The sequence below is a fragment of the Streptomyces polyrhachis genome (assembly GCF_042663125.1).
GTDB lineage: Bacteria > Actinomycetota > Actinomycetes > Streptomycetales > Streptomycetaceae > Streptomyces > Streptomyces polyrhachii.
In genome coordinates, this window is the sequence record NZ_JBHSZO010000026.1 from 14,350 (window position 1) to 30,853 (window position 16,504).

Consider the following 16,504-nt stretch of genomic DNA (forward strand, 5'->3'; position numbering starts at 1 on the left):
CTAGAGCACCTTTCCGGAGGCGGGGGCGCTGCCGTCGGGAGCGCTGTCGTCGGGAGCGCTGTCGTCGGGGTCGGCGTGCGGTGGGCGGCGCAGCAGGGCGACGGCGCCCGAGACGGTGGTGACACGCACCTTCCCCCTGCCCCGGCCGATGCGCCCGCTGACCTGCCGGGCGCCCCAGCGCCCCGAGACGTCGAGGCCCTCGAAGGCCACCGAGACCGGGCCGCCGGTGGTGTGCGCCTCGACCTCCAGGTCGGCGCTCTCCGGCAGCCGCAGCGCCGCGTCCCCGGAGACGGAGTTGACGGTGACCTCGGCGGCGCGGGCGGCCGGCACGAGGTCGACCAGGATGTCGCCGGAGACGGAGGCCGCGCGCACCTGCGCACTGCCGCCGTCGATCACGGTCAGCTCGCCCGAGACGGAGTTGAAGGACAGATCGCCGCTGACGGCCTGGGCCTCCACCCGCCCCGAGACGGTCCCGGCGCGCACCTCGCCGGCGATCCCGACGAGCGTCGCGTCCCCGCTGACGGAGCGGACCTCGACGGGGCCGGCGATCCGGGAGACGACCGCGGCGGCGTCCACGACGCCGACCTCGACCCGGGTGCCGGCCGGCACCACCAGGCTGACCGTGGCGCGGCGCCGGCGCATCCGGTGCGCCAGGGGGCTGCCGCCGCCGTCCAGCCAGCCGAGGAAGCCGTGCCAGCTCAGGTCCTCGTACGCGACGGTGAGCGTGCCCTGCTCGCGGCTGACGCGCAGCGGCGGCCCCTTGATGTCGCGCACCTCCAGGCGTGCACCCGGCGTGCTGGAGCCGACGATGTTGACGGCGCCGCTCACCAGGCGGACCTTCAAGGTGTCGATCGGCGCGTCCTCAGCCGTCCAGTCGATCGTCGCCGGCCCCGCCACCTGCTGCTCGTCGGGCATCCGCCGTCCTCCCCGGGCACTCCCGGGACGCGCTGTATCGCGTCCACTGCATTTTCACGATATATCGCGGATCGGCGGGAGGGAAGTGGGTGCCCGGAGCGCCTGCGGACCTACTCCTCGTCGTCCTCGTCGTCCAGCCGTGCCAGCCAGGTGGCCAGGCGCTCGACGGGGATCTCGAAGTCGGGGTTGAGGTCGACGAAGGTGCGCAGCTGCTCGGCCAGCCACTCGAAGGTGACCTCCTCCTCGCCGCGGCGCTTCTCCAGCTCTTCGATACCTCGGTCGGTGAAGTACATGCCTCGCGCTCCGTCGGTTCGTGGGTACGGGCCAAGCGTATGGGGTGTCCCCTGGGGCAATCCCCGGGCGGGCGGCGCCGAGGGCCGCTGTGGTACGTGGCGGAGCCGCGGTAGGTAACAGAGCTGATGCGGTGGCGGGGAAGTCCTTGCCGCGCCCCCGGCGAGCGCTGAATGCTTGGGAGCGGACAGGCCAAGGGGGAGGAGGGGTACGAAGTGCCCTATGAGATCCGTGAGTTGGAACTTCCTGACGGGCAGCTGATCCTGGCCAGGGTCAGCCTCGCGCAGGAGGCCGAGCTGCCCGGTGAGCAGAGCGGCGGGGAGGGGGGCGCCTTCCAGGACGTGGGGGCCCGCGACCGGCTCGCCGCCTGGGCGCGCCAGCTCGACCGGCTCATCGCCGGCGTCGGGCGCTCCGTGCACGCGGCGGCCCTGCGCAGCGCCCCGCAGGAGGTGAGCGCGACCTTCGGAGTGGAGCTGGTGGCCAAGCCGGGCAAGGCCGTCGCCGCCGTCATCGCGGATGCCGAGGGCAAGGCCAGCATCTCCGTCACCCTCACCTGGCGTCCCGGTGAGACCTGCCGGCCCGAGCGGCGTCCGCCTCCCGGCGCGCAGCCGCACACCCCGCCCGTCCCGGCCCAGCCGCCCCGGCCGGCCCCGTGACGGATCCCCGCGAAGATCCCGGGCGCCTGCTCGAAGACCCGGTGCGCCGGGGCGTGGTGCGCATCGTAGGGACGGCGGCCGGGTATGAGCGCCCAGGTGGCTCCTTCTGGGGCAGTGGCTTCTTCATCGCACCCCAGTTGGTGGTTACCTGTGCGCATGTGGTGGGGAAGGGGGGCTCCGGCATGGGAGGCACGGGGGACGCACTCGAGGGTCGGACCGTCGGCGTCGTCACGGCGCAGGGCCGCCGGCTCGCCGGCTCCGTACTGCATGCCCTGCCCGCCGCCCGCGGCGGGGAGGGTGCCTGGCCCATGCCTGATCTGGCCCTTGTCCGCGTGCCCGCCGCCATGGACGCCGACTGCCTCTGGCTGGCCGACCGCTACAGCGGCCCTGACGACCGCATCCGCTGGTACGGGTGGAGCGTCGAGGTCGACGGAGGGCCCGCCTTCCTCAGCGGCGGCGGCACCCTCACCGGCTCCCGCGACATGCCGCACGTCCTGCGCACCACCCGGGGCAGCCCGGTGCTGCACGGCATCTCCGGCGGGCCCGTCCTCGACGAGCGCACCGGTGCCGTCATCGCCGTGGTGAAGGGCGCCGGTCGGGAGGACAGCAGCCTCGCCACCCCCGTCACAGGACTGCGCGCCCTGTGCGACGAGGGCACCGAGGCCGCCGCCCACTGGCACCGGGCCGTCGCCGCCCACGACCGCCACCACCGTGCCCGCTACCTCGGCGGCAGGGGCTGGCCGCGCCTGCAGCGCCGGCTGGCCGCCGGGCAGAAGGGCGGGTCCGCCCCCGCCGCGGGCGGTCTGGACCCGGGCGAGCGCACCGAGCTGTACGCCGTCTTCGCCCAGTTGCCCCCGCCGGCCTGCGCGGGCGACGTACTGGAGCTGGTCCGGATCGCCCGGCGCGAGGTCCTGCGCCCGACGTACGACATCAACGACCACAACCCGCGCTCCTGGCGCGACGGCGCCGCCCTGCTGCGCATACCGCGCGACAGCAGCGCCGAGGGCGCCCAGCTGGCCCTGGAGGCCGTCGCCGTCTACGCCGCCCTCGTGCACGACTGGGTCGGCACCTGGGTCGGTACTCCTCTGCTGCCCGCCGGTACGCGTCCGCCGCCGGCGCTGGCCGCGCTGCGGGAGTGGATCCTGCGGTTCGTCCCGCGGCTGGACAACGAGGTGATCCAGGAGCGGATTCCGGCCATTCTCGACGGCGCGCGCCGCCCCGCCGGCGCCCACGCGAACGTACTGGTCGAGGTGGAGGCGGAGCCGGGGGAGCCCGGCGCGGACGTGTACGGCTGGCGCGTGCAACTGCTGGACGCGCAGGGCAGGGTCGTCAGCACTCAGATATCCGCCCGCTCCGTCCCCCGCGAGTGGCTGGAGGAGGAGCTGCGGGCCGCGCTGCGGCTCCAGTTGAGCAAGGGCGACCTCGGCGTTGCCGCGGCGCGGGTGGACTTCATGCTGCCCAGGGAGCTGTTCGACGAGCCCGTGGAGCGCTGGACGCCGCACCCGGCCACGGGGGAGCGGGTGCCGCTGGGACGCCACCGGGTGGTCGTCCTGCGGGATGCCGAGCGCCGGGCGAGTGGCTCGTACGAGCGGTGGCGGGCACGCTGGGCGGGCCTGGCGGCCGGTCCGCTGCTGCCGTTCACACCCCCCGACCCGGAGGCCGAGTCCCGCAACGGCGCCGGAGCCCCCGTCCCCGTCGACAGCGCCGGCATCACCAGCCAGGAGGGTGCCCGGCGGCTGGCCGCGCTCCTGGACGGCGGCCATCCCGCGGCCCTGTGCGTACGGCACCGGATCGACGGCGCACGGGGCGAGACCTTCCACCGCGAGGCCCACTCCCTCGTCACCCGTGCGGGTGACGGCGCCGGGCTCTGCGCACAGGCGTGTGCGCTGCGCACAGCGGCACAGGACGGCGCGGCGGACCATCCGGCGGCGTGGGCCACGGATCTGATCGTCCTCTATGATCCGCCGCACAGCCCCCCACTTCCCGCCGAGGACCTGCTCGAACCCCCTTTCCCCCCTGGGCACTTGTCATGACGACCTCGCGATCCCGCACGGACCGAACCGTGAACGGCTGGAGGAGCGCACCGTGAGCGACTGGCGTATCTACCGGGGAGCCGGCACGCCCCACGAGGGGATCTCCCGCCTGCCCAAGCCGCCGCCCTGGCGGGACTTCGCCCCGCGTGCCGAGGCAGGGGAGCGCGACGACACGGCCCGGCGCCTGGGCGTGCAGCGGCGACTGGTCGAGAGCCTGCACCCACGCCAGCACGAGGTGGAGGCCGTCAACGCCGCCCTGTACCTGCGCCGCCCGCTGCTGGTGACCGGCGACCCCGGCACCGGCAAGTCCACGCTTGCCCACGCCGTGGCGTACGAACTGGGCCTGGGGCGCGTCCTGCGCTGGCCCATCGTCAGCCGTACCACCCTCCAGGACGGCCTCTACCGCTATGACGCGATCGGCAGACTCCAGGACGTCCAACTGGACCGCGCCCGCGCCGCCGCCCGCGAAGCAGCCCCCGTCCCTGCCGTCGAGGCCCTTCCCGCCCCCGCGTCCGGGGAGGCACCCCCCGGTGGGGAGGCGGCCGGACGCCCCTCCATCGGCGACTACATCCGCCTCGGCCCGCTGGGTACCGCCCTGCTGCGCGCCCCCGAGGGCAGCCAGCGGGTGCTGCTGGTGGACGAGCTGGACAAGGGCGACACCGACTTCCCCAACGACCTGCTCAACGTCCTGGAGGAGGGCGAGTTCACCATTCCCGAACTGGAACGCTCCCCCGAGGAGCGGGTCCGGGTGCGCACCGACGACGGAGAGTGGGCCACCGTTGAGCGCGGCCGGGTGCGCTGCGAGGCGTTCCCCTTCATCGTGCTCACCTCCAACGGCGAACGGACCTTCCCCGCCGCCCTGCTGCGCCGCTGCATCCCCCTCGAGCTGGTCGCGCCCGACCCCCAGCAGCTCGCCGCGATGGTCACCGCGCACCTGGGGCCCGACGCGCTCAGCGACGGCGCGGAGCTGATCGGGGAGTTCCTGCGCCGGGAGCCCGGCGAGGTCATCGCCAACGACCAGCTCTTCAACGCCCTGTTCTTCAACCAGCGCGCCCATGGTGCCGAGCCCGCCACACGGCGTCGGATCGCGGAGATGCTGCTGCACCGACTCGACCGTTCGAGGTGAGTCGGTATGGGGACGCCCGCGGACCGCGGGCCCGGCGGGGAGCCGGCACGGGACAGCGCTGAGGCGGAGCGGGGCGCGGCCCCGGCGCCCGGCTGGCTGACGGCCTTCCTCGCCGCGCTGCGTGACACCACCGGGGGCGCGCCGGCCGCCTGGGAGGTCGCGGACTTCCTGTGGCTGGCCGCCCGTACGGGCTCCGGCACGTCCGCCCCCGGCGGGGCTGTACGTGCCGGCGACACGGAGACAGGGGATCGCCCGCGCCCCGGCACCGCCCCCGCCGACCAGCCGGCCCCCCGTCCCCCCGCCGCGGGAGCCGGGCCCCGCGTCCCCACCTCCTTCGGCCTGTACGTCACCGCCCCCGCCGGCCGTACCGGCACCGCCCTTCCCGTCCGCGCCCCCGCCCCACCGCCCGAGTCCGCACTGCCCGCCGGCCGCAGCCTGGAGCGCGCCCTGCACCCGCTGCGGGGCTACCGCCCGCCGCTGCCGCCGGGGACCGGCGCGCTGGACGAGACGGCGACCGCCGAGCTGAGCGCCCGCAGCGGCACCCTGCTGCCCGTCTACCACCCAGCCCGGGAGCGGCGCAGCGAACTGCTGCTCCTCATGGACGCCTCCGCCACCAGTGCGGTCTGGCAGGACACCTTCGAGGCCCTGCGCTTGAGCTGCGAGCGCCTGGGCGTCTTCCGCGACGTCCAGGCGCTGTACCTCTACGACCGGGAGCACGACCGGCAGCACGACCGGGAGCACGAGCGCGACCGGCAGCACGACCTCACGCGCGCCCCCGGAGCCGGCCGGGACCCCGCCGAGGCGGCCGGCGGTCTGCTGGTGGGCACCCAGCCGCCGCCCGAGCCGGGTCGGCTGCGTCCTGTGGAGCAGTACCGCGACCCCGCCGGGCGCCGGGTCGTCCTGGTACTGAGCGACTGCGTGGGCCCGCTGTGGCGCAGCGGACGCGGCCACCGGCTGCTGCGGGAGTGGCTGGCGGACGCCCCGCTCGCCGTCGTGCAGCCGCTGCCCTTCCGGATGTGGCGCCGCACCGCCCTGCCGGCCGTTCCGGGCCGGCTGAGCCGCACGCCCGGCACCCCCGTCCTGGGCTTCCGCGCTTCCGCCGCCGGCGCACCCCCGGCCGGCCCGCGGGCGGTGCCCGTGATGGCACTCGACAGCCGCCAACTCGGCGGCTGGGCACGGCTGGTGGGGGGACTGGGCGCCGACTCCTGCAAGGGTGCCGCCGCCTGGCTGCCCCCCGGCGGACAACTGCGCAGGTCCGACGCCGGGGCCCGGCAGCACCCCCGCCCCGAGCCCACCCCCGAAGAGCTCCTCGACGCCTTCCGCGCCACTGCCTCTCCGGTGGCCCTGGAGCTGGCCTGCGCGCTGGCCGCCGCACCGCTGGTGCTGCCCGTGATCCGCCTGGTCCAGGCGGCCGTACTCCCCGGCAGCGGCTCGGCGGAGCTGGCCGAGGTGCTGTTGGGCGGCCTGCTGCACCGCCTCCCCGACCCCGAGGGACTGCCCGGGCCGCGCTACGAGTTCCGCCCTGGGGTACGGGGCCTGCTGCTGCAGTCCCTGGACCGCGGCGCCGCCATCCTCGTCAACAAGTACGTCTCCGACTACGTCTCCCGCCGCTTCCACCGAAGCGCCCGCAACTTCCCCGCCCTGGCTGTCGCCCGCCTGGAGCGCGACACCGCCGTCCCGTACGAGGCCCGGACGGCCCCGGACGGTGCGGACGGTGCGGACGGTGCGGACGGTGCGGACGGGACGGTGGACGACACCGACGACGAGCTGTTCGCCATCGTGGCTGCCGAAGTGATCCGCTCCTACGAGCCGCCGCCCGACCCCGCCCCGGACCTCCAGGAGGCCGAGCAGCTGCTGGACCTGTGGTGGACCCGCCGCGACCGCCCCTCGCTGGAGCGCGCCCGCCGGCGCGCCGAGGACGCCGTGCGCTCCGGCGGCGGCGAGCGGGCCCGCCTGGTGCTGGCCCGCGCCCTGCGCGCCCTCAGCCGCTCGGACGCCGCGCCCTCCCTGCTGCGGCGGTCCGAGGGACTGCTGAACGGCACCGACCCAGCCACGCTGCGGGAACGGGCAGAGGTCCAGCGGGAGTTGTGGGAGCTGAGCGGCGATGTCGCCCATCTGCGGGACTCGGTGGCGACCCTGCGCGCCGCCGCCCCACCCCCCGGCTCCCCCCACCCGACGGGCACGGCCGCGGACGACCTCGCCCCGGACCTCCGGGAGGCCGAGCGCCGCACCCGGCTGGGCCGCGTGCTGCTGGAGCTCGCCCGCACCGGGACCGACCCCTCACCCCACGCCCGCGAGGCCCTCACCGAACTGGCAGCCGCCGAGGTCCGGTACACCGCCTGCGGCGCGGCCGACCAGCGCCGCCGCCTCTGCGCCGTCCTGCGTCTGCAGGCCGCCGCGCTGCGGCTGCTGGGCGCCCCGCCCCAGGAGCTGCTCCCCGTCCTCGAACGCGCCCTCACCGCCGCCGGCGACGACCTTCCGCAGCGGCTGCTGTGCCTGGGCGACATCGCCCGCGTGCACTGGGAAGCCGGCGACCACGAGGCCGCCGACCGCGCCTACGCCCAGGCCGAACCGCTCGCGCCGCCCGACAGCTGGCAGCGCAGCGAACTCCTTGCGGACTGGGGCGAGTCACGGCTGGAGGACCCCGGCCGCACCCGCAGCCCGGAGGGCGTCCTGCGTGAAGGGCTGGCCACCGCACCGGGCGCCGGGCCCGTCACCGCGCGGCTGGGCCTGCTGCTCGGCCGCGCCCTGCTGCGGCGCTGGCAGGAGGAGCACTTCCTGCCCGACCTGTACGAGAGCTGCCACCAGCTGGAGCGCGCGGCGAACTCCGCCGCCGGGCCCGGGCTGCGGGCCGAGTCGTGGCGGCGGCTGGGCCAGGCGCACGCCGCCTTCCCCGACCGCGAACGCGACACACGCGCCGCGGTGGAGGCGTTCCGCGCCGCGGTGGAGAGCGCCCGCGAGACCGGGGAGGGGGAAGGGGAGGCGCCAACCCCGCGGACGGTGGAGGGCGCCCGGGCACTGCACGCACTGGGCGGGCTGCACGAGCGCGACGGCCGCCGTCCCGAGGCGCTGGAGGCGTACCGTGCCGCCGCCGCCGAGTGGGCGCGGCTCGGCGCTGACGGCGGTGAACTGCCGTGGTCCGAGGTGAGGGAGACGCGGCGGCAGGTCGTACGGCTGGAGGCCGGGTAGCGTCCACCGGTGTTTCCGCGCGGGGGCGTTCGGGGAATGAGTCAACAGCCGCGGGGGGACCGCGTGGAGCGGTGGAGGAGGGACGAGCGTGCGGATGAACACAGACGCCGGGCGAGCCGACGCGGACGGCGCCCTGGCACCCCCGCTGCCCGACCTCTCGGGCGTCGGCCTGGTCGCCCTGCGGGATCTGCACACCCCTCAACTGGCCGCCGCCGTCGACTGGATACTGCTGCGTGGAGCAGCGGCCGAGGAGGGGTACGAGCAGCCCTACGACCAGCCGGACGCCGAATAGGCGGGAGCGTCGCCATGGCATCGTGGATAGCGCGCCTGGGGTCCACCCGCCCGGGCCCCGGCGACGTGGCCGACTGGGAGTGCTGGCTGCACCACCGCAGACTGCTGCTGCTCAGGGCGGTCCACGAGCAGACCACCCGCCCCGGCACCCCCGCCGCCGCCCGTGCGGCGTTCGCCTGCGCCTGGAGCCGGCTGGAGCGGGCGGAGCGCGCCTCGCCGGCGGCGGTCCGCGAGCTGCTGGGCTATCCCGCGACGGGCAACCGCCTCAGCCGCCTGCTGCGGGTCGCGGGCGGCGAACTGGTAGCGGAGACCGCGGAGTTCGCCGAACTGGCGGCCCGCCACGACCCGGCCACCGCCACCGCTGCCGCCCCCGCCCTGCCCCGGCTCCCCACCGCGCGTGGCCTCCTGGACCGCGTGGACCCCCATCGCACCCCCCGGGACGCCGCCGGCCGCCCCCGCTGGCCGGTCGCCACCCCGGCCGAGGCGCCCGCCGTACCCTGGCTGGCGCAGTGGGAGCAGGCCCTGCGCTGGCTCGGCGCCGTCGACCCGGCCCGTGCCGCCGAGGTGCGTGCCCTCACCCGCAGCCTGGTCCCCCTGCGCCGCGCGCCCGGCCCCGGCAGCGGGACCCCCAACAGCGCCACCGGCCGCGCCGCGCCCGGCGCCGTACTGTGCGTACCCCAACCCGATGCCCCCGCGCTGGCGGCCTTGCTGGTGCACGAGATCCAGCACACCAAACTCGCCATCCTCTTCGACGTCCTCCCCCTCTACCGCCCCGGCGGCGCCGCCCACCACCGGGTCGCCTGGCGGCTGGACGACCGCCCCGTGCAGGCCGTGCTCCAGGGCACGTACGCGCATCTCGGCCTGGCGGACCTCTGGCACCGTGTCGCGTGCGCCGCCTTTGAGCGGCCACCCGCCGGCGCCGAGGACGCCCGCAGCGGATTCCCGGGCCGAACTGTCGCGCAAAGCGAGGCACACGACCGCTGCGAGGACTACCGTGAGCAGGTCGGACAGGCCCTGGCCCTCCTGCACCGCACTGCGGAACTCACCCCCGCCGGTGTGAGTTTCGTCCAGGGCATGGCAGACCACCACGCCCGCCTCGGGAGTGGTGTCGGGACGGTCTACCGGTGAGGTCGTGTGAACAAATCCCGCTCGTCCGCGCCCGGCGCGGACGTGTACATGGGCACTGAGACAGGCGAGTTGGAGACAGTGCCGCAGCAGGCCGCCGGTGAGCCGCGGGAGTACCTCGTGGTCTTCCCCGGCTTCCAGCGCCACTGGGCCACGTGGGTGCTGCGGGTCCTGGAGAGCCACGGCCACCAGGTCGGCATGCAGCGCTGGGACCCGCCGCGTGAGCACTCCCTGGAGGAGGCGCTGAGCGACCTGCTGCTGGGCGACGCGCAGGTGGTGCTGGTTCTCAGCAAGTGGTTCTTCCAGCTCGGCCCGCGCCCCGACGGCGACTGGGAGGCCGTGCTGCGCGGCTTCGTCCACGAGCACAAGGACCGCTTCGCCGCCGTCAACGTCTCCAGCGGTGCCCTTCCCACCCCGGCCCGGGTGCTGAGCCCCACCGAGCTGTGGGGCGTGGACGCGGAGGAGGCCGAGCGCCGCCTGCTCACCCGGCTGCGCCTGCCCACTGAGCCCCAGCGCGCCCTGGCCGGCCGCCGCCCCTTCCGCTACCCCAGCGACCCGCCCGAGGTCTGGGGCGACGTCCCCCGCCGCAACCCCTCGTTCACCGGCCGCGACGAGCTGCTCAGTGACCTCTACCAGAGCCTCACCGACGCCCCGCCCGGCGCCGCGCTGGCCGCCCTGGTCGGGACACCGGGCATCGGCAAGACCCAGGTGGTCGCCGAGTACGCCCACCGCTACAGCGCCGAGTACGACGTGGTCTGGTGGGTGAACGCCGAGAGCGCCGCCATGCGCCGCGAGCGCTTCGGCCAGCTGGCTACCCGGCTGGCGCTGCCCACCGACACCGCGAGCCCCGGCGAGCGCATCCGCGCGGTGAAGGAGGCGTTGCGGCTGGGCTCCCCGTACCTGCACTGGCTGATCATCTTCGACGGCTGGGACGACCTGCGTGACCTGGAGACCCTGCTGCCGGCCGGCTCCGGCCACGTACTGGTCACCACGCGCAACCGGCACTGGGGTGAGAGCGCCGAGCTGGTGCCCGTCCCCGCCTTCAACCGCGCCGAGGCCACCGGCTTCCTGATGCGCCGCGCCCGCCGCATCACCTCCCGGGAGGCCGAGCGGGTCGCCGAGCGGCTCGATCACGTACCCCTGGCACTGAGCCAGGCCGCCGCCTACCTCGACGAGTCCGACCTGCCGGTGGAGGACTACCTCCGCAAGACCGAGTCCGCCTACAGCGACGTGGACTTCGAGGGGGAGGAGGCCCTGTCCTATCCGGCCTCCTCCCTCGTCTCCTGGTCCCTGCTGATCAACCAGCTCCGCCAGGAGCACCCCCGGGCGGTGGACCTGCTCGCCCTGTGCACCGGCTTCGCCTCCGGCCGCATCCCGCTGGGCCTGGTGCGGATGCTGCCGGACCGGGACCTCCCCGAGGAGCTGCGCTGGCTGGTCCACGACCAGGCGGCCTGGTCGCAGGCGCTGGACGCCCTCGCCAACTTCTCCGTCATGACGCTGGAGCCCACCCAGCGCTCCGGTCCCGACGAGGTGGGCCCGGTGGAGATGGCGGTCCGCATGCACCGCCTCGCCCACGGGATCGTCAGCCGCCTGCTGGCCCCGGAGGGCCGCGCCTGGCACCAGCGGGTGGTACGCCGCGCACTGGCCGAAGCCGATCCGGGCCGTCCGCAGAACATCGCGGACTGGCCCCGTTACGCCGACCTGATGTTCCACCTGGAGCCCAGCGACGCGCTGCACAGTACCAACCCGCGGGTGCGGCAGCTGGTGATCAACTGCGTGGCCTACTGCATGCACAGCGGCGAGTTCACCCTCGGCGCCGCCCTGGCCGCCCGGGTCCGCGAGAGCTGGCACGGCAAGGTCGACCCCGACGATCCGCTGTGGTTCCAACTCACCGACTACCAGAGCCGGATGCTGCGCGACAGCGGCCGGTTGAGCGAGGCGCTCGCCCTGGACGAGGCCCAGCTCCTCCGGCTGGAGGCCCAGGCCCCGCCGCCCCGGGCCGACCTGGCGCGCGCCCACCGCAGCGTGGCCGCCGACCTGCGCCGCCTGGGCCGCTTCCAGGAGGCCCTGGAGCACCAGGACCGGGGACTGGAGCTGGCCGAGGGGCTGTACGGGCCCGACGACCCGGTCGCCCTCAACATGCGCGACAGCTACGCCGTGACGCTGCGCCTGCTCGGACGGTACGCGGAGGCGTACGAGCTGGACATCCAAGTGCTGCGGGCGCTCGAGGTGGTCCTGCCGCCGCGCGACGCCACCACCCTGCGCGTGAGCAACAACTGCGCTTTCGACCTGCGGCTGCTGGGCCGCTTCCAGGAGGCCCTGACCCGCCAGCAGCAGGGCACCCGACTGCAGGTGCAGGTCCTGGGGGCCGACCACGTGCAGACCCTCGCCGCCAGCCGCCAGCTCGCCCTCTGCCAGTACCGCGCGGGCGGTCCCCGCGAGGAGGTCGGCGTGGTGCTGGGCACGCTGCTGGACCGCTACCGGCGCGCCCACGGGCGTCGCGCCTACCGCACGCTCATCCTCACCAACGACTACAGCGCCTTCCTGCGCGAGCAGGGCCGGCTGGACGACGCGCTGGCGCTGGCGAAGGAGGCGGAGGAGGGTTTCCGCGCCCTGCTGGGCGCCGCCCACCCCGTCTCCACCGGCATCGTCTCCAACGTCGGGCTGATCCTGCGCGCGCTGGGCGACCGCACCGGCGCGCTCAACCTCTTCGAGCAGTCCCTCGCCGGCATGCGCTCCCTGCTGGGCGACCGCCACCCCTGGACCCTGGGCTGCGCCCTCAACGCCACCATGGGCCGCAACGCCGACGGACGGCTGACCGAGGCCGCCGAGTTGTCGGAGCAGACCCTGGCCCACGCCGACGAGGCGCTGGGCGGGAAACACCCGCTGACGCTTGCCGCGATGACCGCGATGGCCGCGGACCTACGGGCACTGCAGCGGCTGGCGGAGGCCGCGTCCTACGAGGAGCAGGCGCTGGAGATCCTCAAGCAGACCATGGGCGTCCAGCATCCGCACACGGTCGACGCCCGCAAACGGGTGCGCCCGCACTGGGACTTCGAGGCGAACCTGGGCTGAGGCAACACCATGGCCGGGGCCCGTGCGGCTCTCCGCACGGGCCCCGGCCATGGTGGGCGCTCGAACCGCTCAGAGGTCGAAGACCTCCGCCACCAGCGCCGCCTGCTGCGCCTGGTGGCGCTTGGCGGAGCCCACGGCGGGGGAGGACGACGAGGGGCGCGAGACGCGGCGCAGCCGGTCGGCGTTGGGCACCGGGTCGGAGCCCAGGACCAGGTCGAGGTGGTCGATCAGGTTCAGCGCGATGAACGGCCACGCGCCCTGGTTGGCCGGCTCCTCCTGGGCCCAGACGAACTTCTCCGCGTTCGGGTACTTCGCCAGCTTCGCCTGGATCTCCGCGCTGGGCAGCGGGTAGAGCCGCTCCAGCCGGATGATCGCCGTCTGGGTGTCCCCGCGCTTGACCCGCTCGGCGTCCAGGTCGTAGTAGACCTTGCCGGAGCAGAAGACGACCTTGCGGACCGCCTGCGGGTCGACCGAGTCGTCCCCGATCACCGGACGGAAGCCGCCGGTGGTGAACTCCTCCGCCTTCGAGGCGGCGGCCTTCAGGCGCAGCATCGACTTCGGCGTGAAGACCACCAGGGGCTTGTGGTGCGGGTTGTGCGCCTGCCAGCGCAGCAGGTGGAAGTAGTTCGACGGGAGCGTGGGCATCGCGACCGTCATGTTGTTCTGCGCGCACATCTGCAGGAAGCGCTCGATGCGCGCGGAGGAGTGGTCCGGTCCCTGGCCCTCGTAGCCGTGCGGCAGCAGCAGCGTGACGCCGGAGGTCTGGCCCCACTTCTGCTCGGCGGAGGAGATGAACTCGTCCACCACGGTCTGCGCGCCGTTGACGAAGTCGCCGAACTGCGCCTCCCACATCACCAGCGACTCGGGGCGGGCGAGGGAGTAGCCGTACTCGAAGCCCATCGCCGCGTACTCGCTCAGCAGCGAGTCGTAGACGTTCAGGCGGGCCTGGCCCTCGGCCAGGTAGTTCAGCGGGGTGTAGTCCTCGCCGGTCACCTGGTCGACCAGCACGCCGTGGCGCTGGCCGAAGGTGCCGCGGCGGGAGTCCTGGCCCGCGAGGCGCACCGGGGTGCCCTCCAGCAGCAGCGAACCGATGGCGAGGGTCTCGCCCATGCCCCAGTCGATCGTGCCGTCCTCGACCATCGCCGCGCGGCGCTGGAGCTGCGGCTGCAGCCGGCGGTGCACGGTGACGTTGTCGGGGACGTTGACCTGGGACTCGGCGATCCGCTTGACGACCTCCTGGGAGATCGCGGTGTCCGAGGCGACCGGGAACTCCGGCAGTACGGGCGGGGTGTGCACCGGGGCGGGCGCGGCGGAGGCGTCGCGGACCTCGGTGAAGACCTTCTCCAGCTGGCCCTGGAAGTCCTGGAGCGCCTGCTCCGCCTCCTCCATGGTGATGTCGCCGCGGCCGATCAGGGACTCGGTGTAGAGCTTGCGCACCGAGCGCTTCTTGTCGATCAGCGCGTACATCTGCGGGTTGGTGAACTCCGGGTTGTCGGACTCGTTGTGCCCGCGGCGCCGGTAGCAGATGAGGTCGATGACGACGTCCTTGTTGAACGCCTGGCGGAACTCGAAGGCCAGCCGGGCCACGCGGACCACGGCCTCCGGGTCGTCGCCGTTCACGTGGAAGATCGGCGCCTCGATCATGCGGGCCACGTCGGTGGCGTACATCGAGGAGCGGGCCGACTCCGGGGGGGCGGTGAAGCCCACCTGGTTGTTGATGACCACGTGCACCGTGCCGCCGGTGCGGTAGCCGCGCAGCTGCGACATGTTCAGCGTCTCGGCCACGACGCCCTGGCCGGCGAAGGCCGCGTCGCCGTGCAGGGCGATCGGCAGGACGGTGAAGTCCGTGCCGCCCTTGCCGATGATGTCCTGCTTGGCGCGGGCGACGCCCTCCAGGACCGGGTCGACCGCCTCCAGGTGCGAGGGGTTGGCGGTGAGCGAGACCTTGATCTGCTCGCCGTCCAGGCCGGTGAAGGTGCCGTTGGCGCCCAGGTGGTACTTCACGTCGCCGGAGCCGTGCATCGAGCGCGGGTCGAGGTTGCCCTCGAACTCGCGGAAGATCTGCGCGTACGACTTGCCCACGATGTTCGCCAGGACGTTGAGCCGGCCGCGGTGGGCCATGCCGATGACGGCCTCGTCGAGGCGGGCCTCGGCGGCGGCGTCGATCACGGCGTCCAGCAGCGGGATGACGGACTCGCCGCCCTCCAGCGAGAAGCGCTTCTGGCCCACGTACTTCGTCTGCAGGAAGGTCTCGAACGCCTCCGCGGCGTTCAGCCGGCGCAGGATGCGCAGCTGCTCCTCGCGCTCGGGCTTGGAGTGCGGGCGCTCGATGCGCTCCTGCAGCCACTTGCGCTGCTTGGGGTCCTGGATGTGCATGTACTCGACGCCGGTCGTGCGGCAGTACGAGTCGCGCAGCACGCCGAGGATGTCGCGGAGCTTCATCATCGACTTGCCGGCGAAGCCGCCGACGGCGAACTCGCGCTCCAGGTCCCACAGCGTCAGCCCGTGCTCGGTGATGTCGAGGTCGGGGTGCTTGCGCTGGCGGTACTCCAGCGGGTCGGTGTCGGCCATGACGTGGCCGCGGACCCGGTAGGAGTGGATCAGCTCGAAGACGCGGGCGGCCTTGGTGACGTCGTCGTCGTGGGAGGCGTCGATGTCCTTGAGCCAGCGGACCGGCTCGTAGGGGATGCGCAGCGCCTCGAAGATCTCGTCATAGAAGCCGTTCTCGCCGAGCAGCAGGTTGGCGACGACGCGGAGGAACTCGCCGGACGCCGCGCCCTGGATGACCCGGTGGTCGTACGTCGAGGTCAGCGTCATGACCTTGGAGATGCCCAGCTTGTTCAGGGTGTCCTGGGAGGTGCCCTGGAACTCCGCCGGGTACTCCATCGCGCCGACGCCCATGATCACCGACTGGCCGGGCATGAGGCGCGGGACGGAGTGGACGGTGCCGATGCCGCCGGGGTTGGTCAGCGAGACCGTCACCCCGGTGAAGTCGTCCATCGTCAGCTTGTTGGTGCGGGCCCGGCGGACGATGTCCTCGTACGCCTGCCAGAACTCGAAGAAGTCGAGCGTCTCGGCTTCCTTGATCGCCGCGACCACGAGCTGGCGGTCGCCGTTGGGCTTCACCAGGTCGATGGCCAGGCCCAGGTTGACGTGCTCGGGCTTGACGAGGGTGGGCTTGCCGTCCACCTCGGCGAAGGAGTTGTTCATCGACGGCATCAGCTTCATCGCCCGCACCATGGCGTAGCCGATGAGGTGGGTGAAGGAGACCTTCCCGCCCCGGGCGCGCTTGAGGTGGTTGTTGATGACGATGCGGTTGTCGAAGAGCAGCTTCACCGGGACGGCGCGCACGGACGTGGCCGTGGGCATCTCCAGCGAGGCGTTCATGTTCTTCGCGACGGCGGCGGAGGGGCCCTTGAGCGGGACCAGCTCGGCGCCTCCGACGGCCTTGGGCGCCTTGACGGCGGCCTTCGGCGTGGGCGCCGGGCGCTCGGCCGGGGCGGCGCTCTGGGCGGGCGCGGCCTTCGGGGGCGCGGCCTGCGGCGCGGGCGCGGCGGCCGGGCCCGCGGCGGGCACGGCGGTCGGCGCGGCGTTGGCGGACTCCGCCAGCTCGGCGGGGGACGCGCTCGGCTTGTAGTCGGCGAAGAAGTCCCACCAGGCCCGGTCGACCGAGTTGGGGTCCTGGAGGTACTGCTGATAGATCTCGTCTACCAGCCACTCGTTCGGCCCGAACGCGGTGGCCGGGTCCGGGCCCTGGCTGGGGTCTTCGGTCGAGACGCTATTCAGAGACTGTGACGACACGG

General features: G+C 74.1%; 10 protein-coding genes. 7 read left to right on the forward strand and 3 right to left on the reverse strand.

From position 1 onward, the window contains the following. Positions 1–915: a DUF4097 family beta strand repeat-containing protein gene (locus tag ACFQLX_RS17155; RefSeq protein ID WP_386416069.1), complete on the reverse strand. Its 915-nt coding sequence runs from the start codon at positions 913–915 to the stop codon at positions 1–3. Positions 916–1,025: 110 nt separating this feature from the next. Beyond that, on the reverse strand, positions 1,026–1,208 hold the full coding sequence (locus ACFQLX_RS17160) for a DUF6104 family protein (protein ID WP_386416072.1): 183 nt from the start codon (positions 1,206–1,208) through the stop codon (positions 1,026–1,028). A gap of 213 nt (positions 1,209–1,421) precedes the next feature. Between ACFQLX_RS17160 and ACFQLX_RS17165 the strand changes: the two genes are divergently transcribed. The 7 genes from ACFQLX_RS17165 to fxsT all read left to right on the forward strand — a co-directional run bounded on the left by ACFQLX_RS17165 (position 1,422) and on the right by fxsT (position 12,701). Further along, positions 1,422–1,862, forward strand: coding sequence for a CU044_2847 family protein (locus ACFQLX_RS17165; protein WP_386416074.1), 441 nt, complete (start codon positions 1,422–1,424; stop codon positions 1,860–1,862). 56 nt (positions 1,863–1,918) lie between these two features. After that, a complete protein-coding gene (locus tag ACFQLX_RS17170) occupies positions 1,919–3,895 on the forward strand; it encodes a VMAP-C domain-containing protein (RefSeq protein WP_386416196.1) in 1,977 nt (658 codons plus the stop codon). 52 nt (positions 3,896–3,947) lie between these two features. Beyond that, positions 3,948–5,021 carry an AAA family ATPase gene (locus tag ACFQLX_RS17175; RefSeq protein WP_386416076.1) on the forward strand — a complete coding sequence of 358 codons (1,074 nt, stop codon included), beginning with the start codon at positions 3,948–3,950 and terminating at the stop codon, positions 5,019–5,021. Positions 5,022–5,027: 6 nt separating this feature from the next. Further along, positions 5,028–8,210 (forward strand): SAV_2336 N-terminal domain-related protein, encoded by a 3,183-nt coding sequence (locus ACFQLX_RS17180; RefSeq protein WP_386416078.1) that lies wholly within the window; start codon positions 5,028–5,030, stop codon positions 8,208–8,210. Between the two features lie 94 nt (positions 8,211–8,304). After that, positions 8,305–8,502, forward strand: coding sequence for a hypothetical protein (locus ACFQLX_RS17185; protein ID WP_386416198.1), 198 nt, complete (start codon positions 8,305–8,307; stop codon positions 8,500–8,502). A 14-nt stretch (positions 8,503–8,516) separates the two neighbouring features. Then, positions 8,517–9,629, forward strand: a complete 1,113-nt coding sequence (locus tag ACFQLX_RS17190) for an aKG-HExxH-type peptide beta-hydroxylase (RefSeq protein WP_386416081.1) — start codon at positions 8,517–8,519, stop codon at positions 9,627–9,629. Between the two features lie 48 nt (positions 9,630–9,677). Next, positions 9,678–12,701 carry an FxSxx-COOH system tetratricopeptide repeat protein gene (gene fxsT / locus ACFQLX_RS17195; protein WP_386416083.1) on the forward strand — a complete coding sequence of 1,008 codons (3,024 nt, stop codon included), beginning with the start codon at positions 9,678–9,680 and terminating at the stop codon, positions 12,699–12,701. 69 nt (positions 12,702–12,770) lie between these two features. Here the strand turns inward: fxsT and ACFQLX_RS17200 are convergent, their stop codons facing one another. Continuing rightward, positions 12,771–16,502: a multifunctional oxoglutarate decarboxylase/oxoglutarate dehydrogenase thiamine pyrophosphate-binding subunit/dihydrolipoyllysine-residue succinyltransferase subunit gene (locus tag ACFQLX_RS17200; protein WP_386416085.1), complete on the reverse strand. Its 3,732-nt coding sequence runs from the start codon at positions 16,500–16,502 to the stop codon at positions 12,771–12,773. Positions 16,503–16,504: the final 2 nt, after the last annotated feature.

Excerpts from the sequence above, each read along its gene's own strand:
- ACFQLX_RS17185 (WP_386416198.1), top strand. The coding sequence starts at position 8,305 with ATGAACACAGACGCCGGGCGAGCCGACGCGGACGGCGCCCTGGCACCC.
- ACFQLX_RS17180 (WP_386416078.1), top strand. The coding sequence starts at position 5,028 with ATGGGGACGCCCGCGGACCGCGGGCCCGGCGGGGAGCCGGCACGGGAC.
- fxsT (WP_386416083.1), top strand. The coding sequence starts at position 9,678 with ATGGGCACTGAGACAGGCGAGTTGGAGACAGTGCCGCAGCAGGCCGCC.
- ACFQLX_RS17155 (WP_386416069.1), bottom strand. The coding sequence starts at position 915 with ATGCCCGACGAGCAGCAGGTGGCGGGGCCGGCGACGATCGACTGGACG.
- ACFQLX_RS17160 (WP_386416072.1), bottom strand. The coding sequence starts at position 1,208 with ATGTACTTCACCGACCGAGGTATCGAAGAGCTGGAGAAGCGCCGCGGC.
- ACFQLX_RS17190 (WP_386416081.1), top strand. The coding sequence starts at position 8,517 with ATGGCATCGTGGATAGCGCGCCTGGGGTCCACCCGCCCGGGCCCCGGC.